Source organism: Azohydromonas aeria (assembly GCF_009760915.1).
In the GTDB taxonomy this organism is placed as follows: Bacteria; Pseudomonadota; Gammaproteobacteria; order Burkholderiales; family Burkholderiaceae_C; genus Azohydromonas; species Azohydromonas aeria.
This window is the reverse complement of the sequence record NZ_VIDQ01000038.1, coordinates 39,880-56,921: the sequence shown is the minus strand read 5'-3', so window position 1 is coordinate 56,921 and position 17,042 is coordinate 39,880. Positions and strand designations below refer to the sequence as shown.

18 protein-coding genes are annotated in these 17,042 nt (G+C 70.7%); 8 read left to right on the top strand and 10 right to left on the bottom strand.

Going from position 1 to position 17,042, the window contains the following annotated elements; genetic code table 11:
* The first annotated feature begins 11 nt into the window (after window positions 1-11).
* From mhpA to FJ694_RS20860, 8 genes are all read left to right on the top strand, one after another.
* The gene (gene mhpA / locus FJ694_RS20895; protein WP_157269269.1) at window positions 12-1,802 is read left to right on the top strand and encodes a bifunctional 3-(3-hydroxy-phenyl)propionate/3-hydroxycinnamic acid hydroxylase MhpA; all 1,791 of its coding nucleotides are present in this window, start codon (window positions 12-14) and stop codon (window positions 1,800-1,802) included.
* On the top strand, window positions 1,799-2,749 hold the full coding sequence (locus FJ694_RS20890) for a 3-carboxyethylcatechol 2,3-dioxygenase (RefSeq protein WP_157269268.1): 951 nt from the start codon (window positions 1,799-1,801) through the stop codon (window positions 2,747-2,749). Before mhpA ends, FJ694_RS20890 begins: the two co-directional genes overlap by 4 nt.
* Before the next feature lie 19 nt (window positions 2,750-2,768).
* Window positions 2,769-3,557 carry a 2-keto-4-pentenoate hydratase gene (gene mhpD, locus FJ694_RS20885; RefSeq protein ID WP_157269267.1) on the top strand — a complete coding sequence of 263 codons (789 nt, stop codon included), beginning with the start codon at window positions 2,769-2,771 and terminating at the stop codon, window positions 3,555-3,557.
* A 32-nt stretch (window positions 3,558-3,589) separates the two neighbouring features.
* Window positions 3,590-4,567, top strand: coding sequence for a Bug family tripartite tricarboxylate transporter substrate binding protein (locus FJ694_RS20880; RefSeq protein WP_157269266.1), 978 nt, complete (start codon window positions 3,590-3,592; stop codon window positions 4,565-4,567).
* Between the two features lie 11 nt (window positions 4,568-4,578).
* Window positions 4,579-5,523, top strand: coding sequence for an acetaldehyde dehydrogenase (acetylating) (locus FJ694_RS20875; RefSeq protein WP_157269265.1), 945 nt, complete (start codon window positions 4,579-4,581; stop codon window positions 5,521-5,523).
* A gap of 14 nt (window positions 5,524-5,537) precedes the next feature.
* Window positions 5,538-6,581 carry a 4-hydroxy-2-oxovalerate aldolase gene (gene dmpG / locus FJ694_RS20870; RefSeq protein ID WP_157269264.1) on the top strand — a complete coding sequence of 348 codons (1,044 nt, stop codon included), beginning with the start codon at window positions 5,538-5,540 and terminating at the stop codon, window positions 6,579-6,581.
* A 34-nt stretch (window positions 6,582-6,615) separates the two neighbouring features.
* Window positions 6,616-7,479, top strand: a complete 864-nt coding sequence (locus tag FJ694_RS20865) for an alpha/beta fold hydrolase (protein ID WP_157269263.1) — start codon at window positions 6,616-6,618, stop codon at window positions 7,477-7,479.
* Between the two features lie 118 nt (window positions 7,480-7,597).
* Window positions 7,598-8,584, top strand: coding sequence for a Bug family tripartite tricarboxylate transporter substrate binding protein (locus tag FJ694_RS20860; protein ID WP_157269262.1), 987 nt, complete (start codon window positions 7,598-7,600; stop codon window positions 8,582-8,584).
* Window positions 8,585-8,715: 131 nt separating this feature from the next.
* Here FJ694_RS20860 and FJ694_RS20855 read toward each other — a convergent pair whose 3' ends face one another.
* From FJ694_RS20855 to FJ694_RS20810, 10 genes are all read right to left on the bottom strand, one after another.
* Window positions 8,716-9,828 (bottom strand): porin, encoded by a 1,113-nt coding sequence (locus FJ694_RS20855; RefSeq protein ID WP_157269261.1) that lies wholly within the window; start codon window positions 9,826-9,828, stop codon window positions 8,716-8,718.
* 142 nt (window positions 9,829-9,970) lie between these two features.
* Window positions 9,971-10,411: a PaaI family thioesterase gene (locus FJ694_RS20850; RefSeq protein ID WP_157269260.1), complete on the bottom strand. Its 441-nt coding sequence runs from the start codon at window positions 10,409-10,411 to the stop codon at window positions 9,971-9,973.
* On the bottom strand, window positions 10,401-11,180 hold the full coding sequence (locus FJ694_RS20845; protein WP_157269259.1) for an enoyl-CoA hydratase/isomerase family protein: 780 nt from the start codon (window positions 11,178-11,180) through the stop codon (window positions 10,401-10,403). The genes FJ694_RS20850 and FJ694_RS20845 overlap by 11 nt, the downstream gene beginning before the upstream one ends.
* A gap of 10 nt (window positions 11,181-11,190) precedes the next feature.
* Window positions 11,191-11,856 carry a 4-carboxy-4-hydroxy-2-oxoadipate aldolase/oxaloacetate decarboxylase gene (locus FJ694_RS20840; RefSeq protein WP_157269258.1) on the bottom strand — a complete coding sequence of 222 codons (666 nt, stop codon included), beginning with the start codon at window positions 11,854-11,856 and terminating at the stop codon, window positions 11,191-11,193.
* Window positions 11,857-11,861: 5 nt separating this feature from the next.
* Complete coding sequence (locus FJ694_RS20835; RefSeq protein ID WP_157269257.1) at window positions 11,862-12,515, bottom strand: RraA family protein; 654 nt, start codon at window positions 12,513-12,515, stop codon at window positions 11,862-11,864.
* An 8-nt stretch (window positions 12,516-12,523) separates the two neighbouring features.
* Window positions 12,524-13,180, bottom strand: a complete 657-nt coding sequence (locus tag FJ694_RS20830; RefSeq protein ID WP_157269256.1) for an RraA family protein — start codon at window positions 13,178-13,180, stop codon at window positions 12,524-12,526.
* A gap of 8 nt (window positions 13,181-13,188) precedes the next feature.
* Window positions 13,189-14,187 (bottom strand): DODA-type extradiol aromatic ring-opening family dioxygenase, encoded by a 999-nt coding sequence (locus FJ694_RS20825; RefSeq protein ID WP_157269255.1) that lies wholly within the window; start codon window positions 14,185-14,187, stop codon window positions 13,189-13,191.
* A gap of 15 nt (window positions 14,188-14,202) precedes the next feature.
* Entirely contained in the window at window positions 14,203-15,405 is a 1,203-nt protein-coding gene (locus tag FJ694_RS20820; RefSeq protein ID WP_157269254.1) for a CaiB/BaiF CoA transferase family protein, read from the bottom strand.
* A gap of 11 nt (window positions 15,406-15,416) precedes the next feature.
* The gene (locus tag FJ694_RS20815) at window positions 15,417-15,830 is read right to left on the bottom strand and encodes a Zn-ribbon domain-containing OB-fold protein (protein WP_157269253.1); all 414 of its coding nucleotides are present in this window, start codon (window positions 15,828-15,830) and stop codon (window positions 15,417-15,419) included.
* Window position 15,831: 1 nt separating this feature from the next.
* Window positions 15,832-17,034 carry a thiolase family protein gene (locus FJ694_RS20810; RefSeq protein WP_157269278.1) on the bottom strand — a complete coding sequence of 401 codons (1,203 nt, stop codon included), beginning with the start codon at window positions 17,032-17,034 and terminating at the stop codon, window positions 15,832-15,834.
* Window positions 17,035-17,042: the final 8 nt, after the last annotated feature.

The following is a 17,042-nucleotide window of genomic DNA, read 5'->3' as shown; positions in this document are numbered from 1 at the left end:
AGGAGACAGCCGTGTCCACCCACCGCACCCGACTCGACGCCGACGTGCTCATCGTCGGCGCCGGCCCGGTCGGACTGACCATTGCCAACACCCTGGGCCTCTACGGCGTGCGGGTGCTGGTGGTGGAAAAGCTCGACAGCATCATCGATTACCCCCGCGCCATCGGCATCGACGACGAGTCGCTGCGCACGCTGCAGGCCACCGGCCTGGCAGTGCAAGTGCAGGCGCACATCACGCCCGACCACGCCATGCGCTTCGTCACCGGCAGCGGGCGCTGCTTCGCCGACATCGACCCGCGCACTGACGAGTTTGGCTGGTCGCGCCGCAATGCCTTCATCCAGCCGCAGATCGACAACATCCTGTACCAGGGCCTGGCACGCTTCGCGCACGTGCAGGTGCTCTTCGGTCATGAGGTCGAGTCCTTCACGCAGGACGAGGCCGGCGTGTCGCTGCAGCTCAAGGGTGCCGACGGGGTGCAGCAGGCGCGTGGCCGCTACCTCGTGGCCTGCGACGGTGGCAACAGCTTCATCCGCCGCAGCTTGAACGTGCCCTTCGAGGGCCGTACCAAGCCGAACCAGTGGATCGTGGTGGACGTGCGCAACGACCCGCTGGGCACGCCGCACGTGTACATGCACTGCGACCCTGAGCGTCCGTACGTCTCGGCGGCGCTGCCGCACGGCATCAGGCGCTTCGAGTTCATGGTGATGCCCGGCGAGACGGAAGAGGAGCTGTCACGGCCCGAGAACATGGCGCGCCTGATGCGCAAGGTAGTGGCCGATCCCGACCGGGTGGACTACATCCGCAAGCGCGTGTACACGCACAACGCGCGGCTGGCCGAGACGTTTCGCGTGCAGCGCGTGCTGCTGGCCGGCGACGCGGCGCACATCATGCCGGTGTGGCAGGGCCAGGGCTACAACAGCGGGCTGCGCGATGCGAGCAACCTGGCGTGGAAGCTGGCGCACGTGGTCAAGGGCCTGGCCGGCGAGCGGCTGCTCGACAGCTACACCCAGGAGCGGCGCAGCCATGCGCGCTCGATGATCCACCTCTCAGAGGTGGCGGGCGACATCTTCGCCCCGGCCAGCCGCTGGGGGGCCAGGCTGCGCGACGGCTTGACGCTGGCGCTCAATCGGCTGCCTTCGGCCAAGCGCTACATCGTAGAGATGCGCTTCAAGCCCATGCCCCGATACCGGCAGGGCGCCGTGCTCACGGGCAGCGGCACGGCGGCGCGCCAGGGACTGCTGGCTCGTGCACTGGAGCGCTCGGGCGGCTCGGCGCTGGGCCGGCTGCTGGGCCTCATGGCGGAGAAGGAAGGCTCGCTGGTGCACCGCCTCGTGCACGGCCGCCAGACCGACGAGGGCACCGCCGTGGGACGCATGTTCATCCAGCCCCGCGTGCTGTGCGAGGACGGGCAGTCGCGGCTGCTCGACGAGGTGGTCGGACTGAACTTCGCCATCGTGGCCTGGGGCACCGACCCGACCCATGGCATGAGCTCGCAGGCGTGTGCTTTCTGGGAGCGGCTGGGCGCGCGCTTCGTCACCGTCAAGCCGGCGGTGCAGATGGCGCACCACGACGACCATCGCAACGGCGTGACCTGCATCGGCGACCTGGGCAACCGTCTCAAGGCCTGGTTCGCGCAGCAGCCCAGCTCGGTGGTGTTCATCCGCCCGGACCGCTTCGTTGCCGCGCTGTGCTCGCCGCAGGAAGTGGATGCCACCACCCGCGCGCTGGCCGATGCGCTGGCCATGCCGCTGGCCGCGCCGGCCACCGCCGCGCCGGTGCTGGAACTCGCGGAGGCCGCATGAGCAGCCAGCGCGCGTTCCTGGGCCTGTCCCATTCGCCGCTGATGGGCCTCAACCCCGTGGCGGCACCGGTCGAGGCTGCGCTGCAGGGTGCCATCGCGCAGGCCCGCGAGCAGGTGCAGGCCTTCAGACCCGAGCTCGTCGTGCTGGTGGCGCCCGACCACTACAACGGCTTCTTCAACGAGCTGATGCCGCCGTTTTGCATCGGCACGGCCGCGCGCTCGGTGGGTGACTACCTCACGCCGCCCGGCGAACTGCATGTGGATCCGGACGCGGCGCTGGCGCTGGCCAAGCACCTGATGGACGCGGACTTCGACCTCGCCGTCTCGCGCCGCATGCAGGTGGATCACGGCTTCGCCCAGGCGCTGCAGCTGCTGTGGGGCAGCCTGGACACGCCGCCAGTGCTGCCCATCTTCATCAACGCCGTGGCCCAGCCGGGCATCCCGCGGCTGCGCCGTTGCCGCCAGCTCGGCCAGGCCATCGGGCGCTTCCTGGACACCGTGCCAAAGCGCACCCTGCTCATCGGCTCGGGCGGCCTTTCGCACGAGCCGCCGGTGCCCACGCTGGCGCACCCGGACCCGGCCGTGCGCGAGCGCATCACCTTCAGGCGCGAACCCACGCCGGTCGAGCGCGACGCCAAGACGCAGCGCGTGATGGCCGCGGGCCGCGCCCTGGCTGCAGGCGACCCGGGCATGAAGCCGCTCAACCCGGCCTGGGACGCGCGCTGGATGGATGCGCTCGAAACCGGGGGCGCTGCGATCGACGCGTTGTGCACGCTGAGCGAGGACGGCATCGAGCGCGAGGCCGGCCTCTCGGCCCACGAGTCCAAGAGCTGGCTGGTGGCGCGCAGCGCCCTGCCTGCCGATCGTCCTGCGCACTGCACGCTGCGCCACTACCAGGCCATCCCCGAATACATCGCCGGCTTCGGCTTGCTGTGCCTGCAGGCCTGAACCCACTCCAGGAGAAGACATGGAAACCCGCATCAACGAATGGGCGCAGCGGCTGCGCCGGGCTGAAGCTCAGCGCGAGCCCATCGAGGCGCTGCGCGACGAGATCGGCCCCGATCCCGACGGCCGCATCGCCTACGCCATCCAGCAGGCCAACGTGGAGCACGCGCTGGCTCAAGGCCGGCGCATCGTCGGCCGCAAGATCGGCCTGACCTCGGCCGCGGTGCAGCAGCAGCTCGGCGTGGACCAGCCCGACTTCGGCACGCTCTACGCCGACATGCTCTACGGCGACGACGAGGTCGTGCCGCTTTCGCGCACGCTGCAGCCCAAGGTGGAAGCGGAGGTGGCGCTGGTGCTCTCGCGCGACCTGCCGGCCGCCGATACGACGCTCGTCGAGCTGATCAACGCCACGGCCTACGTGCTGCCGGCCATCGAGATCGTGGGCAGCCGCATCGCGCGCTGGAACATCCGCTTCACCGACACCGTGGCCGACAACGCTTCCAGCAGCCTGGTGGTGCTCGGCGGCGTGCCCAGGAAGCTCGATGGCCTGGACCTCAAGCTGTGCGCGATGTCGATGACGCGCGGTGAGGAGACTGTCTCCAGCGGCAGCGGCGCCGCCTGCCTGGGCCATCCGCTCAACGCCGCGGTGTGGCTTGCGCGCAAGCTCGCCGCGCTGGGGCAGCCGCTGCGCGCCGGCGACCTGGTGCTCACCGGCGCGCTGGGTCCCATGGTCGCCGTGCAGCCCGGCGACCGCTTCGAGGCCTGCATCGAAGGCGTGGGCAGCGTGCGCGCGCGCTTCTCCGCGGCCTGACCGCCTTTCAAGGCAAACCCCGAGGATTCACCATGAACCACTCCCGTCGCTTCACCCTGGGTGCGCTGACTGTCGCGATCGTCTCGGCACTGACCGGCCCGGCGCTGGCACAGGATTTCCCGAGCAAGCCCGTCACGCTGGTCGTGCCCTTCCCGCCCGGCGGCATCACGGACCAGATCGCGCGCGTGCTGGCCGGCAAGCTGCAGGAAGACCTGCGCCAGACAGTGATCGTGGACAACAAGCCCGGCGCGGGCGGCCAGATCGCGGCGCAGGCCGTCAGGACGCAGCCGGCCGACGGCCACACCGTTTTCGTGGCCGCCACGGAGATGTTCGCCGTCAACCCGACGCTGTACCGCAAGTTCAGCTACGACCCGGTCAAGGACTTCCAGCCCGTCACGGCGCTGATTTCCTCGCCCCTGGTGCTCGTCGTGCCCAAGGGCAGCCCGGTGAACTCGGTGGCCGAGCTGGTGGCTGCCAGCAGGAAGGATGGCGGCCTGAACTTCGCATCCCAAGGCGTAGGGTCCATCGGCCACCTGCTGGGCGAGCTCTACCGCAGCCGCAGCGGCGGCGATTTCCACCACGTCGCCTACAAGGGCTCGGCCCCGGCGCTGCAGGATCTCATGGGCGGCCAGGTGGACCTGATGTTCGACCCCGTCATCACCACCGCGCCGCTGATCCAGAGCGGCAAGCTGAAACCCCTGGCCATCGCTGCGACGAAGCGCGCGGCCCAACTGCCCGAAGTGCGCACGCTGCAGGAACTGGGCACCACGGGCGTGGACGCCAGCGTGTGGTTCGGCGCGGTGGTCAAGGCCGGCACGCCGGCGCCGGCCGTGGCCCGACTCAACGAGTCGCTGGCCAAGGCGCTGCGCAGCCCGGACGTGGTCAAGCGCTTCACCGACCAGGGACTGCAGCCCATGCCGATGAGCCCCGAAGCCTTCGGCAGCTTCATGAAGGAAGAGATCACGCGCTGGAGCGCGCTGGTCAAGACGAGCGGCGCGTCCGTCGATTGAGGAACTCACCCATGAACAGCACCAAGCTCAAGGCCGCCATCATCGGCAGCGGCAACATCGGCACGGACTTGATGATCAAGATCCTGCGCCACGGCAGGCACCTGGAAATGGGCGCCATGGTCGGCATCGACGCGGCTTCCGACGGCCTGGCGCGCGCGGCGCGCCTGGGCGTGGCCACGACGCATGAAGGCGTCGAAGGCCTGGCGAAGCTGCCGGTGTTCGCCGACATCGACATCGTCTTCGACGCCACCTCGGCCGGCGCGCACGTCAGGAACGATGCCTTCCTGCGCAGCCTGAAACCCGGCATCCGCATGGTGGACCTCACGCCGGCGGCCATCGGCCCGTACTGCGTGCCCGTGGTCAACGGCGAGCAGCACCTGGATGCGAAGAACCTCAACATGGTGACCTGCGGCGGCCAGGCCACCATCCCGATGGTGGCGGCGGTGAGCCGCGTGGCCAAGGTGCACTACGGCGAGATCGTCGCCTCCATCTCCAGCAGAAGCGCGGGCCCGGGCACGCGCGCCAACATCGACGAGTTCACCGAGACTACCTCCAAGGCCATCGAGGCCGTGGGCGGTGCCGCCAAGGGCAAGGCCATCATCGTGCTCAACCCGGCCGAGCCGCCGCTGATGATGCGCGACACGGTCTACACGCTGTCGGACTTCGCGGACGAGGCCGCTATTGCCGCTTCGGTCGAGCGCATGGCCGCCGACGTGCAGGCCTACGTTCCCGGCTACCGCCTCAAGCAGCAGGTGCAGTTCGACCGCATCGAGCAGCCGCTGCTGATCCCCGGCGTGGGCCGCATCGCAGGCCTGAAGACCAGCATCTTCCTGGAAGTCGAAGGCGCCGCGCACTACCTGCCCGCCTACGCCGGCAACCTCGACATCATGACCAGCGCCGCGCTGCGCACGGCCGAGAGCATCGCGGCGAAGCTGCTGAAGCCGCTCACGGCTTGAAGGAGACCCCCACCATGAACGGCAAGAAGCTCTACATCTCCGACGTGACGCTGCGCGACGGCAGCCACGCCATCCGCCACCAGTACAGCGTGGCGCAGGCCGCGCAGATCGCCAAGGCGCTCGACGAGGCCAGGGTGGACTCCATCGAGGTCGCCCACGGCGACGGGCTGCAGGGCGGCAGCTTCAACTACGGCTTCGGCGCGCACACCGACCTGGAATGGATCGAGGCCGTGGCCAGCGTGGTCAAGCACGCCAGGATCGCCACGCTGCTGCTGCCGGGCATCGGCACCGTGCACGACCTGAAGGCGGCCTATGACGCCGGCGCGCGCGTCGTGCGCGTGGCCACTCACTGCACCGAGGCCGACATCTCGAAGCAGCACATCGAGTACGCGCGCCACCTGGGCATGGAGGCCGTGGGCTTCCTGATGATGAGCCACATGACCACGCCGCAGAAGCTCGCCGAGCAGGCCAGGCTGATGGAGAGCTACGGCGCCACCTGCTGCTACGTCGTGGACTCCGGCGGCGCTTTGGGCATGCAGGACGTGCGCGACCGCTTCCGCGCATTCAAGGACGTGCTCAAGCCCGAGACGCAGACCGGCATGCACGCGCACCACAACCTGAGCCTGGGCGTGGCCAACTCGATCGTCGCGGTGGAAGAAGGGTGCGACCGCATCGACGCCAGCCTCGCCGGCATGGGCGCCGGTGCGGGCAATGCGCCGCTGGAAGTCTTCATCGCCGCGGCCGAGCGCCTGGGCTGGAACCACGGCACGGACCTGATGCGGCTGATGGACGCGGCTGACGACATCGTGCGCCCGATGCAGGACCGCCCGGTGCGCGTGGACCGCGAGACGCTGGCCCTCGGCTATGCCGGCGTGTACTCCAGCTTCCTGCGCCACTCGGAAGCCGCCGCCAGGAAGTACGGCCTCAGCACCGTGGACATCCTGGTGGAGCTGGGCCGGCGGCGCATGGTCGGCGGCCAGGAAGACATGATCGTCGACGTGGCGCTGGACCTGCTCAAGGCGCGGGACGCCGGCCGCTCTGCCGCCGAAGCCGCCTGATCCACTTCACCATTTACGCCTTGAAAGACACTCCATGAGCACTACGCCCCTGACCGAAGCATCCACCAGCCGCTTCGTCCGCATCCAGGAAGGCGACCTGGAACTGCAGCTCCACTACAACGACTGCGGCAGCGGCGACGAGACAGTCGTCATGCTGCACGGCTCGGGCCCGGGCGCCAGCGGCTGGGCCAACTTCAACCGCAACGTCGAGCCGCTGGTAGCGGCCGGCTACCGCGTCATCCTCATGGACTGCCCAGGCTGGAGCGAGAGCGACCCGATCGTGTGCACCGGCTCGCGCTCCGACCTCAACGCCCGCGCCCTCAAGGGGCTGATGGATACCATCGGACTGGACAAGGCCCACCTCGTCGGCAACTCCATGGGTGGGCACAGCGCCGTGGCCTTCGCGCTGGCCAACCCCGCGCGGGTCCGCAAGCTCATCCTCATGGGCGGCGGCACCGGCGGCGCAAGCTCCTTCGTGCCCATGCCCACCGAGGGCATCAAGCTCATCGGGGCGCTCTACCGTGACCCCACCATCGAGAACCTCAAGCGCATGATGAGCGTGTTCGTGTACGACACGAGCAGCCTGACCGAAGCGCTGTTCCAGGCACGCCTGGACAACATGCTCACGCGCCGCGACCACCTGGAGAACTTCGTCAAGAGCGCCGAGGCGAATCCGAAGCAGTTCCCGGACGTGGGCCACCGGCTGGGCGAGATCAAGGCGCCGGCATTGGTGATCTGGGGCCGCGACGACCGCTTCGTGCCGCTGGACACGGGCCTGCGCCTGGTGGCGGGGCTGCAGAACGCGGAACTGCACGTCTTCAGCCGCTGCGGCCACTGGGCGCAGTGGGAGCATGCCGACAAGTTCAACCGCATGGTGCTGGACTTCCTGGCGCACTGAGCAACGCTTCTCGGGTCACACTTCACCCGACACTCTCCATCTCATCGGCATGCGCCATCGCGCCCCGGGGCATCCCGGGCTGCGATGGCGCTGTCGTCGTTTCGCAGGAAAGACGCGCATGACATCGAACACGCTGCGCCGTCGCCAGGCGATGGCGCTGCTGGCGGGCCTTCCGCTGCTCGCCGGCCGTGGCGCACGGGCACAAGGCGGCTACCCGGACCGTCCCATCCGGCTCGTGGTGCCCTACGCGCCCGGCGCCGCGGCGGACCAGCTCGCCCGCGTGCTGGCCCGGCCGCTGGCGCAGGCGCTGGGGCAGCCGGTCGTGGTGGACAACCGAGCCGGCGCCGGCGGCACGCTGGGTGCGGACCTGGTCGCCAAGGCGAGCGCGGACGGCTACACGCTGCTGCTGGGCACCGACGCCACCCAGGCCACCAATCTTCACCTCGCCCGCAAGTTTCCCTACGACCCGCTGCGGCAGTTCACGCCGCTGGCGCCGGTGGCCGTCAACCCGATCGTGCTGGTGGTCCACCCTTCGCTGCCCGTGCGCAGCGTGGCCGAGCTCATCGGGTACGCCAAGGCGCATCCGCGCGCGCTGAGCTACGGCAGCTCGGGCATCGGCACGCCGCACCACCTCGCCGGCGAGCTGCTCAACGAGCGGGCCGGCATCGCCATGGTCCACGTGCCCTACAAGGGCGGCGGGCCGGCCATGACCGACCTGCTGGGCGGCACCATCAACGTGCTGTTCGCCAGTCTGGCCACCGCGTTGCCGTACATCCAGAACGGACAGATTCGCGCACTGGCGGTGACGCAGGCCCGGCGCCATGCCGGCCTGCCCCAGTTGCCCACCATCGGCGAGACGCTGGCCGATTACGCGCTCGCGGGCTGGCTGGGTTTCTTCGCGCCGGCCGGGCTGCCTGCGCCAATCCAGGCCCGACTGCAGGGCGAGCTCAACAAGGCCCTGGCCGAGCCTGGCGTGCGCACAAGCCTGGAGCAGGCCGGCCTGGTGCCGTCCGGCGGCACGCCGCAGGCACTGGCCGAGCTGGTACGCGAAGAGCTCGCCACGCGGGGCCGGCTCGTCAAGGGCGCGGGCATCGAACCGGAGTAGCCCGAAGCGAGAAAGGCCGCCGCTTTCAGCGGCAGCGCGGCAGTGAAAAGTGGCGCTGGCGACCACGCACCAGCGCCGCAAGCCGTGCCGCCCGGTGGCGGCAGCGGCATCCCTGGAAGCCTGAGCCCGCGTCAGAACGCGTGGCGCACGCCCAGCGCCAGCGAGCTGGCCGAGCCGCCCGCGGGCAGCGTGTTGCCGGGACCGAAGATGCCGTAGAGCGCCGTGGTGGCGCGCCCGTTGTAGCCGCCGTTGTCGTCTTCGATACGGGCGTAGCGCAGGTACACGTCGGTGCGCTTGGACAGCCGGTAGTTCAAGCCGACGTTGAGGTAGGTGTTGCGGCCCTCGGCCTTGGCCGCGCCGGTGGCATAGGCCTGGCCGTTGTCCTCCACGCGCGCCACCTGCGCCACGGCGCTCCAGGCCGTGCCGATCGGCACCTTCACGCCCAGCGCCAAGCCGCGCGTCTTGGGCGTGGCGCCGCCGACCAGCTCGTTGCGGTGCTCCCAGAAATTTCCGCCCACGGCATAGCCGCTGACGTTGTAGATGGCGCCGATGTTGTAGGACTTCTGGTCCGCGTCGCCTGCGGCCGTCGCCTGGCCGCCCTGGTGGTAGGCCAAGCTGGCGTCCAGCCCGCCACCCTGGTAACGCAGCAGGCCGCCGACGTTGCGCTTCATCGTGCCAGCGGCCACCCAGGGCGTGGGCACGCTGGGCGCGGTGGCAGCGTTCTCGCCCGCGGCCACGGCCACGGCGGCGCTGAAGCCGCCGAGGGACGGCGTCCAGTAGCTCACCTGGTTGTCCTGGCGGCTCTGGTCGCCGTTGGAGACGTACATCGCCAACACCGGAGAGAAGGCCGAGAAGGGATCGACGTCGCTGAACACCATCGAGTAGTGGATCGGCGCGTACTGCCGCCCCAGACGTACCTCGCCGGCCGCCGGCGAAGACAGCGACACGTAGGCTTGGCGACCGAACAGCCGCCCGCCCTGCAGCGAGGTCCCCGTGTCGATGGAAATGCCGCTCTCTAGCACGAAACCCGCCTTGAGCCCGTCGCCCAGGTCCTCGACGCCGCGCAGGCCCCATCGCGAGGGCTGCATGCCGCCGTTGGACACCTTGGCGGTGGACCCCTTGCCCGAGATCCGGGCGGACTCCACGTACGCGTCGGCAATGCCGTAGAGGGTGACGTTGCTCTGGGCGCAGGCGGCGCCGGCGCAGGCCGCGAGCGCGGCGGCGGTGATGCAGTTCTTGTTCACGGGTCGTCTCCTTGGATGTGAAAAGGCGGGCCCGTTCGGATGCGGGCCCTCGAAGGCAAGGCTCCGCCCGGCCGGGCGCCAAGCTCGGCTTGCGGTGAAGCCTCGGGAAATGAAGCCGCCGCGCCGAGGGCGGCGGCCTGCTTCAGCGTTTGCGCACGACCGTGCAGACGGCCGCTGCGGTGGCCACGACCCGGCCGTCCTGCAGCAGATCGCCCGCCACGTGGCAAACCTCGCGACCACGGCGTACCAGCTGCGCGCGGCCCTGCAGCGCGCCGGCGCGCGCGGGCCGCAGGAAGGAAAGGTTCAGGCTCAGCGTGGCGCAGTGCTCGCCCGGCGCCAGCGTGGCGGTGACGAGGAAGGCCGTCACGTCATCCAGCATCGCGCCCAGGACGCCGCCCTGCACCTGGCCGGCCGGGTTCAGGAAGGCCTCGCCGGCGTGGTAGTCGGAGTCGAGCGTGCCCGCCTCCAGGTCCACGGCGGTGATGCGCCCGCCCAGCGTGGTGCTCACGGGCGGGGGTGGCAGATCGCCACGGCGCACGCGCGCGAAGTAGCTCTCGGCGGCGGAGGTGATGTCAGCAGCCATGGAACTCGGGCTTTCGCTTGTGAACGCGCGCGGCGATGCCGTCGCGCTGGTCCTGGGAGGCATCGGCGTGCGCGATGTCGCGCCGCAGCTCGGCAGCGTCGAGCGTGCCGGCGGCGATGCGGTTGAGGTGCTTCTTCATGCCCAGCAGCGCCAGCGGCGCCATGCCGGCCAGGTGCTGGCTGAGCTCGTCCACCGTGGGCGCTAGCGCGTCGGCCTCGACCACTTGGTCCAGGAATCCGCACGCCAGCATCTGCGTGGCATCCAGCGTCTCGGCGGCCAGCAGCACGCGCCTGGCCACGCGCAGGCCCAGCAGGCGCACATAGCGCTCCATGCCGCCGCGGTAGAACAGGATGCCGATCTGCGCCGCCGGCACGAACATGCGCGCCTCGGCCACGCCGATACGGAAGTCGCAGGCCAGCGCCAGGTCGGTGGCGCCGCCGTGGAAGCCGCCGTTGATGGCCGCGACGGTGACCGGACGCGCCTGCTCGATCTCGCCGGCCAGGGCTTCGAACGACTCGCCGGCCGCGGCCACCGCCCCGCGCTCGGCCGTCTGCCCCAGGTTGAAGCCGCTGCAGAAATGCCGGCCCTGGCCGCGCAGCCGCAGCACCAGCACGCCGGGCGTGGCGTTGACCTCCCGCAGCTGCGCGCGCAGCAGCTCCAGGTCTTCGAGCTCCAGGCGGTTGCCGACGTCGGGCCGGCGCAGCGTGATGGTGGCGACGCGGCCGTCGATCGCCAGCTCCGGCGGGCTGCCGGTGGGTGAATGGCTCATGGCGTCCTCCCTACCGGAATCCGTACACCTGCATGGTGCTCTCGCCCGCGCGCAGCCGCGCCAGGATCGCGACCTCGTCGGCCTCGCGCCGCCGCGAGCGGTCCACGATCTCCGCAGCCCGTTCGCGCGGCAGCACGCACACGCCGTCGCCGTCGGCCGCTACCAGGTCACCGGCGTGGACCGCCACGTCACCGACGAGCACCGGCGCGCCGATCCAGCCGATGGCACCGTAGTCCTTGCCCGTGCCGCGGATGCACAGGCCACGCGCGAACACCGGGAAGCCGATCTGCTCCAGCAGCACACCGTCGCGCACGCAACCGTCGATCACCAGCCCGGCCAGGCCCCGCGCCTGGGCCATGGTGCTCATGATCTCGCCCCAGTAGCCGTGCTCGAAGACGCCGCTGGCGTGTACCACCAGCACGTCGCCCGGGCGGGCCACGGCCAGCGCGCGGTGCAGCCACAGGTTGTCGCCCGGCGGGGAGTGCACGGTCAGCGCCGGCCCGCAGGCGCGCATGGCGCGCCCCACGGGCTTGAGCGCCGAGGGCAGCGCACCGATCTTGCCCCCGGCCTCGTGCAGCGTTGCCGTGGGCAACTCGCCGGCGGCGGCCACCACGTCCGGGGCGATGCGCTCGAAATCCAGCCGCGTCGTGCTCGCGGCATCGTGTTCACGGGTCATGGCGTTCACACCTTGGTCTGCAGCTGGTGGTACTTGAACTGGCGCCGCGCCTCGTCGAGCCGCATGCCGCCGCGCACGGCCTCGCGGATGGCCTCCTCGGCCTGCTCGATGCCCTCGGCGACATCCAGCACGCGGTCCTCGAGATCACGCGGAATCACGACCACGCCGTCGGCATCGCCGCGCAGCAGGTCGCCCGGGGCCACGCGCACGTCGCCGATGTTGACGGGCACGCCCGTGGCCTCGACCTGCACCCGGTCCTTGCCGGTGCGCATCCAGTGGTCCTTGGCGAACACCGGGTAGCCCAGCTTCAGGCACATCGCCACGTCGCGGCACACGCCGTCTATGACGGTGCCGGCGATGCCGCGGCGGTGCGCGATCTCGGTGAGGATGTCGCCCCAGACGGTGGCGTTGTCGCGCCCGCCGTTGTCCAGCACCACCACGCTGCCCGGGGGCACGTCGTCGATGTAGTCGCCCACCGTGCCGGCCGGGTTGCCGGCCGGGCCGTAAAGCAGCGTCCAGGCCCGGCCCGCCATGCGAAAGCCGTTGTCGCGCGGCTTGATGCGGTAGCACTGGCCGTTGAGGCCCAGATTGTCGAGCGCGTCGCTTAGCGTCGCGGTGTCCAGGCGCGCGGCGCGCGCGACGTTCTTGTCCTGTTCCATGATGTCCCTCAGTCCTTGAGCATGTGTTCGTAGTTGCCGCCCATGACCTGGCCGATGGGCGTGCCCGCGGCGATGGCCTTGGCCATGGCCGCCTCCCGGGCGACGATCGTTTCGGCCGCATCGAGCACGCGCCCGATATCGCACGCGGCGATGAAGATGACGGCGCTCTGGTCGGCGAGCACGTAGTCGCCGGGCGCCACCTCGGCGCTGCCAATTCGCACCGGCACCTGCGTGCCGAGTTCGACCACGCGCCCGCGGGCCGTGAGCGAAGTGAGGCTGCGGCTGAAGATCGGGAACTCGTAGGCGACGGCCTCGTCCACGTCGCGCAGCGGGCCGTCGGTGATGACGCCGGCCACGCCGCGCACCTTGGCGCCCAGCGTCAGCAGCCCGCCCCAGCAGCCCGCCTCGATGCCGCTGCGCTGCTCGACGACGATGACGTCATCGGGGCCGGCGCTCTCGATGGCGCTGCAGCCCAGGTGGCGCGGCGGCCCGGGCGGCGGCTGGCCAGGGCCGACCTTCATGGTCACTGCCCGGCCGGCGATGCGCCCGCGCCCCGAGCGCTGCGGCAGCCCGGTGACGGCGCCGCTCAGGCCCAGCTTGTCCAAGGCATCGGACACCGCGCAGGCGTCGAGCCGGCGCAGGCGTTGCACATTGATGTCGGTCATGATGGTTCTCAGTCCAGGGTGTGCCAGGCGGCGAAGCACAGTCCGGTGCCGGTGAGCGCGGGGCTGCGGTAGCCCGGCACGTAGGACACCCATTCCAGGTCCAGCGCCTTCACGGCTTCGGCGGCGATGAGCCAGTTGCGGATTTCGGAGCTGCCGGCCTGCAGCTGCTTGGGGTCCAGGCCGGCGAGCCAGGCCATGTCCTTCTCGCGCAGCGCCTGGATGATCCCGTGGTCCAGTTCCTCGTCCACCACGAAATGGCTCAGGCCGCCGGAGGCGAGCACGCCCACGCGCAGGTCCTCGGGATAGGCCGCGACGAGCTCACGCAGCGCGGCACCAAGCTGGACGCAGCGCCGCGGCGTGGGCTGGTTGGGCGGGTCGAAGGTGTTGACGATCACGGGGATGACTGGCAACTCCGTGCCCTGCAGGTACCAGCGGTGGATGAAGCTGAAGGCGTGGCCCTCGAACTGGCCGCGCTCCAGACCGTCCATGGCGGTGATGTCGAAGTCGCGGTCGCAGAGCTGGCGGATGAGCCATTCGGCCATGTCGGCCTTGACCGGGTAGTCCCGGTCGGCGTCCGGCTCCTGGCGCGCCATGCGCGCGCGCTTGTACCAGCCGTCGCCGGGCGAGAGCTCGGCCCGGGCGTTGCGGATGGTGGCGCCGTAGTAGATGGCGAAGGCCGGGTTGTTGGTGGTGCGGAACAGCTCGTTCTGGTCGTCGCCGACCACCAGCAGCACGTCGAGCCGGGCCGCGTGGATGCGGCGGCGCAGCTCGGCCATCGCGGCCTCGGCGGCGTCGAAGCGCTCGCCCATCTGCTCGGGCGTGACCATCGACTCGGCGTGCGCGGGCGCCTGCGCCAGCAGCGCCTCGTAGCTCGTGCGCTCGCCGGCGCGGTCGTAGTAGTGAGGGTTCTTCGGATCGACTGCACGGAAGCCGTGCTGCCAGTCCTCGCGCTGCGAGGCCAGCATGATGCTGTGCGAGGAGCCGAAGGCGGCAACGATTCGGGCCATGGAATGGGTCCTGTCTCAGACGATGAAGGCGGCGCGCAGCTCGGCGACGCGCTGCGCTCCGTAGCCCAGCTCCTGCAGGATCGCGTCGGTGTCCTGCCCCTGCTGCGGCGCCGGGCGCGGCGGCTCGGTGCGCGGGTGCGCCGACAGCCGCATGGGCTGGCCGATGAGCGACACGTCGCCCAGCTCCGGGTGTGACATGGGCCAGGTGATGCCCAGGTGGCGCACCTGCGGGTCCTCGAACACCTGGTCGATGCGGTGGATGGGGCCGCAGGGCACGCCGGCCTTGAGCAGCCGCTCGGTCCACTCGGCCGTGCCGCGGCGCAGGAAGGCCTCGCCCACGGCGGCGTTGACGCGCTCGCGGTTGGCGCAGCGCTCGGGGTCGGAGCCGAAGCCGGGCTCGTCCACCAGGTGCGGCACCTCCAGCGCCTCGCACAGCCGCGTCCACATGGTCTGGCCAATGGCGGCGACGTTGAGGAAGCCGTCGGCCGTGCGGAACACGCCGGTGGGCACGGTCAGCGGGTGCTCGTTGCCGTTCTGGCCCGGCACCTTGCGGTCGATGAGCCACTGCACGGCCTGGAAGTCCAGCATCGCGATCTGCGACTCCAGCAGCGAGGTCTGCACCCACTGGCCCTCGCCCGTGGCCTCGCGTTCCAGCAGCGCCGCGAGCACGCCCTGGGCGCAGAAGTGGCCCGCACACAGGTCGGCGATGGGGATGCCCACGCGCATCGGGCCGTGGCCGGGCTCACCGGTGACGCTCATGAGCCCGCCCATGCCTTGCGCGATGGAGTCGAAGCCGGGCCACCGGGCATAGGGCCCGTCCTGGCCGAAACCCGAGATGCTGGCGTACACCAGGCGCGGGTTGATGGCGCGCAGCTGCTCAGGGCCAATGCCCAGGCGGTCCTTGACGTCGGGGCGGTAGTTCTCGATGAACACGTCCGCCTTGCGCACCAGCTCGTGCAGGATCGCCACGCCCTCGGGCGTCTTCATGTTGAGCGTGAGGCTTTCCTTGTTGCGGTGCAGGTTCTCGTAGTCGGCGCGGTTGTGGTCGCGCCCGCCGATCATGTCGTCGCCGCCGGGAGCCCCGGGCGGGATCTCCAGCTTGATGACACGTGCGCCCATGTCGGCGAACAGCCGCACGGCGGTAGGGCCGGCGCGCACGCGCGTGGCGTCCAGGATGGTGAAGCGCGAGAGCGCGCCCTGGCGGGGGGTGGTGGTCATGGGCGCTCCTCTCAGGCGGGCGTGAACATCGGCACGGCGTGGCCGCCGTCGCTGGGCTTGAATACGACGCGCACGCGCTGGGCTATGGCCAGCGCGGCGGGATCGCAATCGACCACATTCGTCATCAGCGTGACGCCCTCGTCGAGCGTGACCAGCGCCAGGGTGTAGGCGGCCTCGCCGCGGCCCATGGTGCTGTGGCTGTAGATGCGCCCGAAACCGCTGGCCTGCACCCAGCGGGTGCTGGCGCTCAGGCAGTGCGGACAGACGTCGCGCGGGTAGTGGTGCACCTCGCCGCAGTCGTCGCACTGCTTGAGCAGCAGCCGGCCTTCGTCGGCGGCACTCCAGTAGGGCTGCGACTCCGGCAGCACGCGCGGCGCGGGAATGCGCCGTGGCTGCGCGGCGCCCTTGTCTTGTGGCGAGCTCATCTCAAACCCTTTCCAGAATCAACGTGGCTGCGGTGTGGCGGGAGGCGAGTGCGCCGCCGATGCCACTGGCCAGCGCCAGGTCGCAGTTGGGTACCTGCACGGCGGGGTGCGCCTCGCCGCGCAGCTGGCGCACGGCCTCGATGACCTTGGTGACGCCGCCGCGGTTGGCGGGGTGGTTGTTGCACAGCCCGCCGCCGTCGGTGTTGAACGGCAGGCGCCCCACGCCGGAGATCAGCCCACCGTCCTGCACGAAGCGCCCGCCCTCGCCCTTGCGGCAAAAGCCCAGGTCCTCCAGCTGCATCAGCACCGTGATGGTGAAACTGTCGTAAAGCGAGGCGTACTTGATGTCGGCCGGGGTCACGCCCGCCTCGGCGAATGCCATCGGCCCGGACCAGGCGGCGGCCGAGTAGCTCAGGTCCACGCGGCCGGCCATCGAGTGCTTGGGCGCCTCCCCGGCGCCGCGCACCTTCACGAGCGCCCGCTTCTGCTGCGCCGCGATGTCGCGCGCGATCTCCGGGCGCGCCACGATCAGCGCGCCGCCGCCATCCGTCATCACGCAGCAGTCCAGCCGGTGCAGCGGGTCGGCCACCAGGGGCGAGGCCAGCACCTCCTCCACCGTCACCACCTTGCGCAGCAGCGCATGAGGGTTGTGCTGGGCGTGGTGTGAGGCGGCCACCTTGATCCAGGCCAGCTGTTCGGACGTGGTGCCGAACTCGTGCATGTGGCGCCGCGCCACCATGGCGTAGAGGTTTTGCGTGGCCGGGCCGTAGGGCAGCTCGAAGGCCAGCTCCGGCGCATCCGGGTCAGGCGCCTTGAGCGCGAGCTGCGGCGGCCTGCCGGCCTTGGCCAGCGCGGCCGAGGCTGCGCGCGGCCGCCCGGCCAGCGTGATCAGCGCCACGTTGCAGCGGCCCGCGGCAATCGCTTCGGCCGCATGCGCCACATGCAGGATGGGCGCGGAGCCGCCGCACTCAGTGCTGTCCACGTGGCGCAGCTTGAGTCCCAGGTACTCGGCCACCGTGGTGGTGCCCAGGCCCGGGGCGTCGCCGGCGCAGAAGTAGCCGTCGATGTCGGACTTGCTCAGCCCGGCGTCTTCCAGCGCGCCGCGCGCCACGTCGGCATGCAGCCGCACGACGGAGAGGTCGTCGGCCTGGCGGGTCGGGTGCTCGTAGGCCCCGACGATGTAGGCTTTTCCGTTGAGGCTCATGGTGTTCA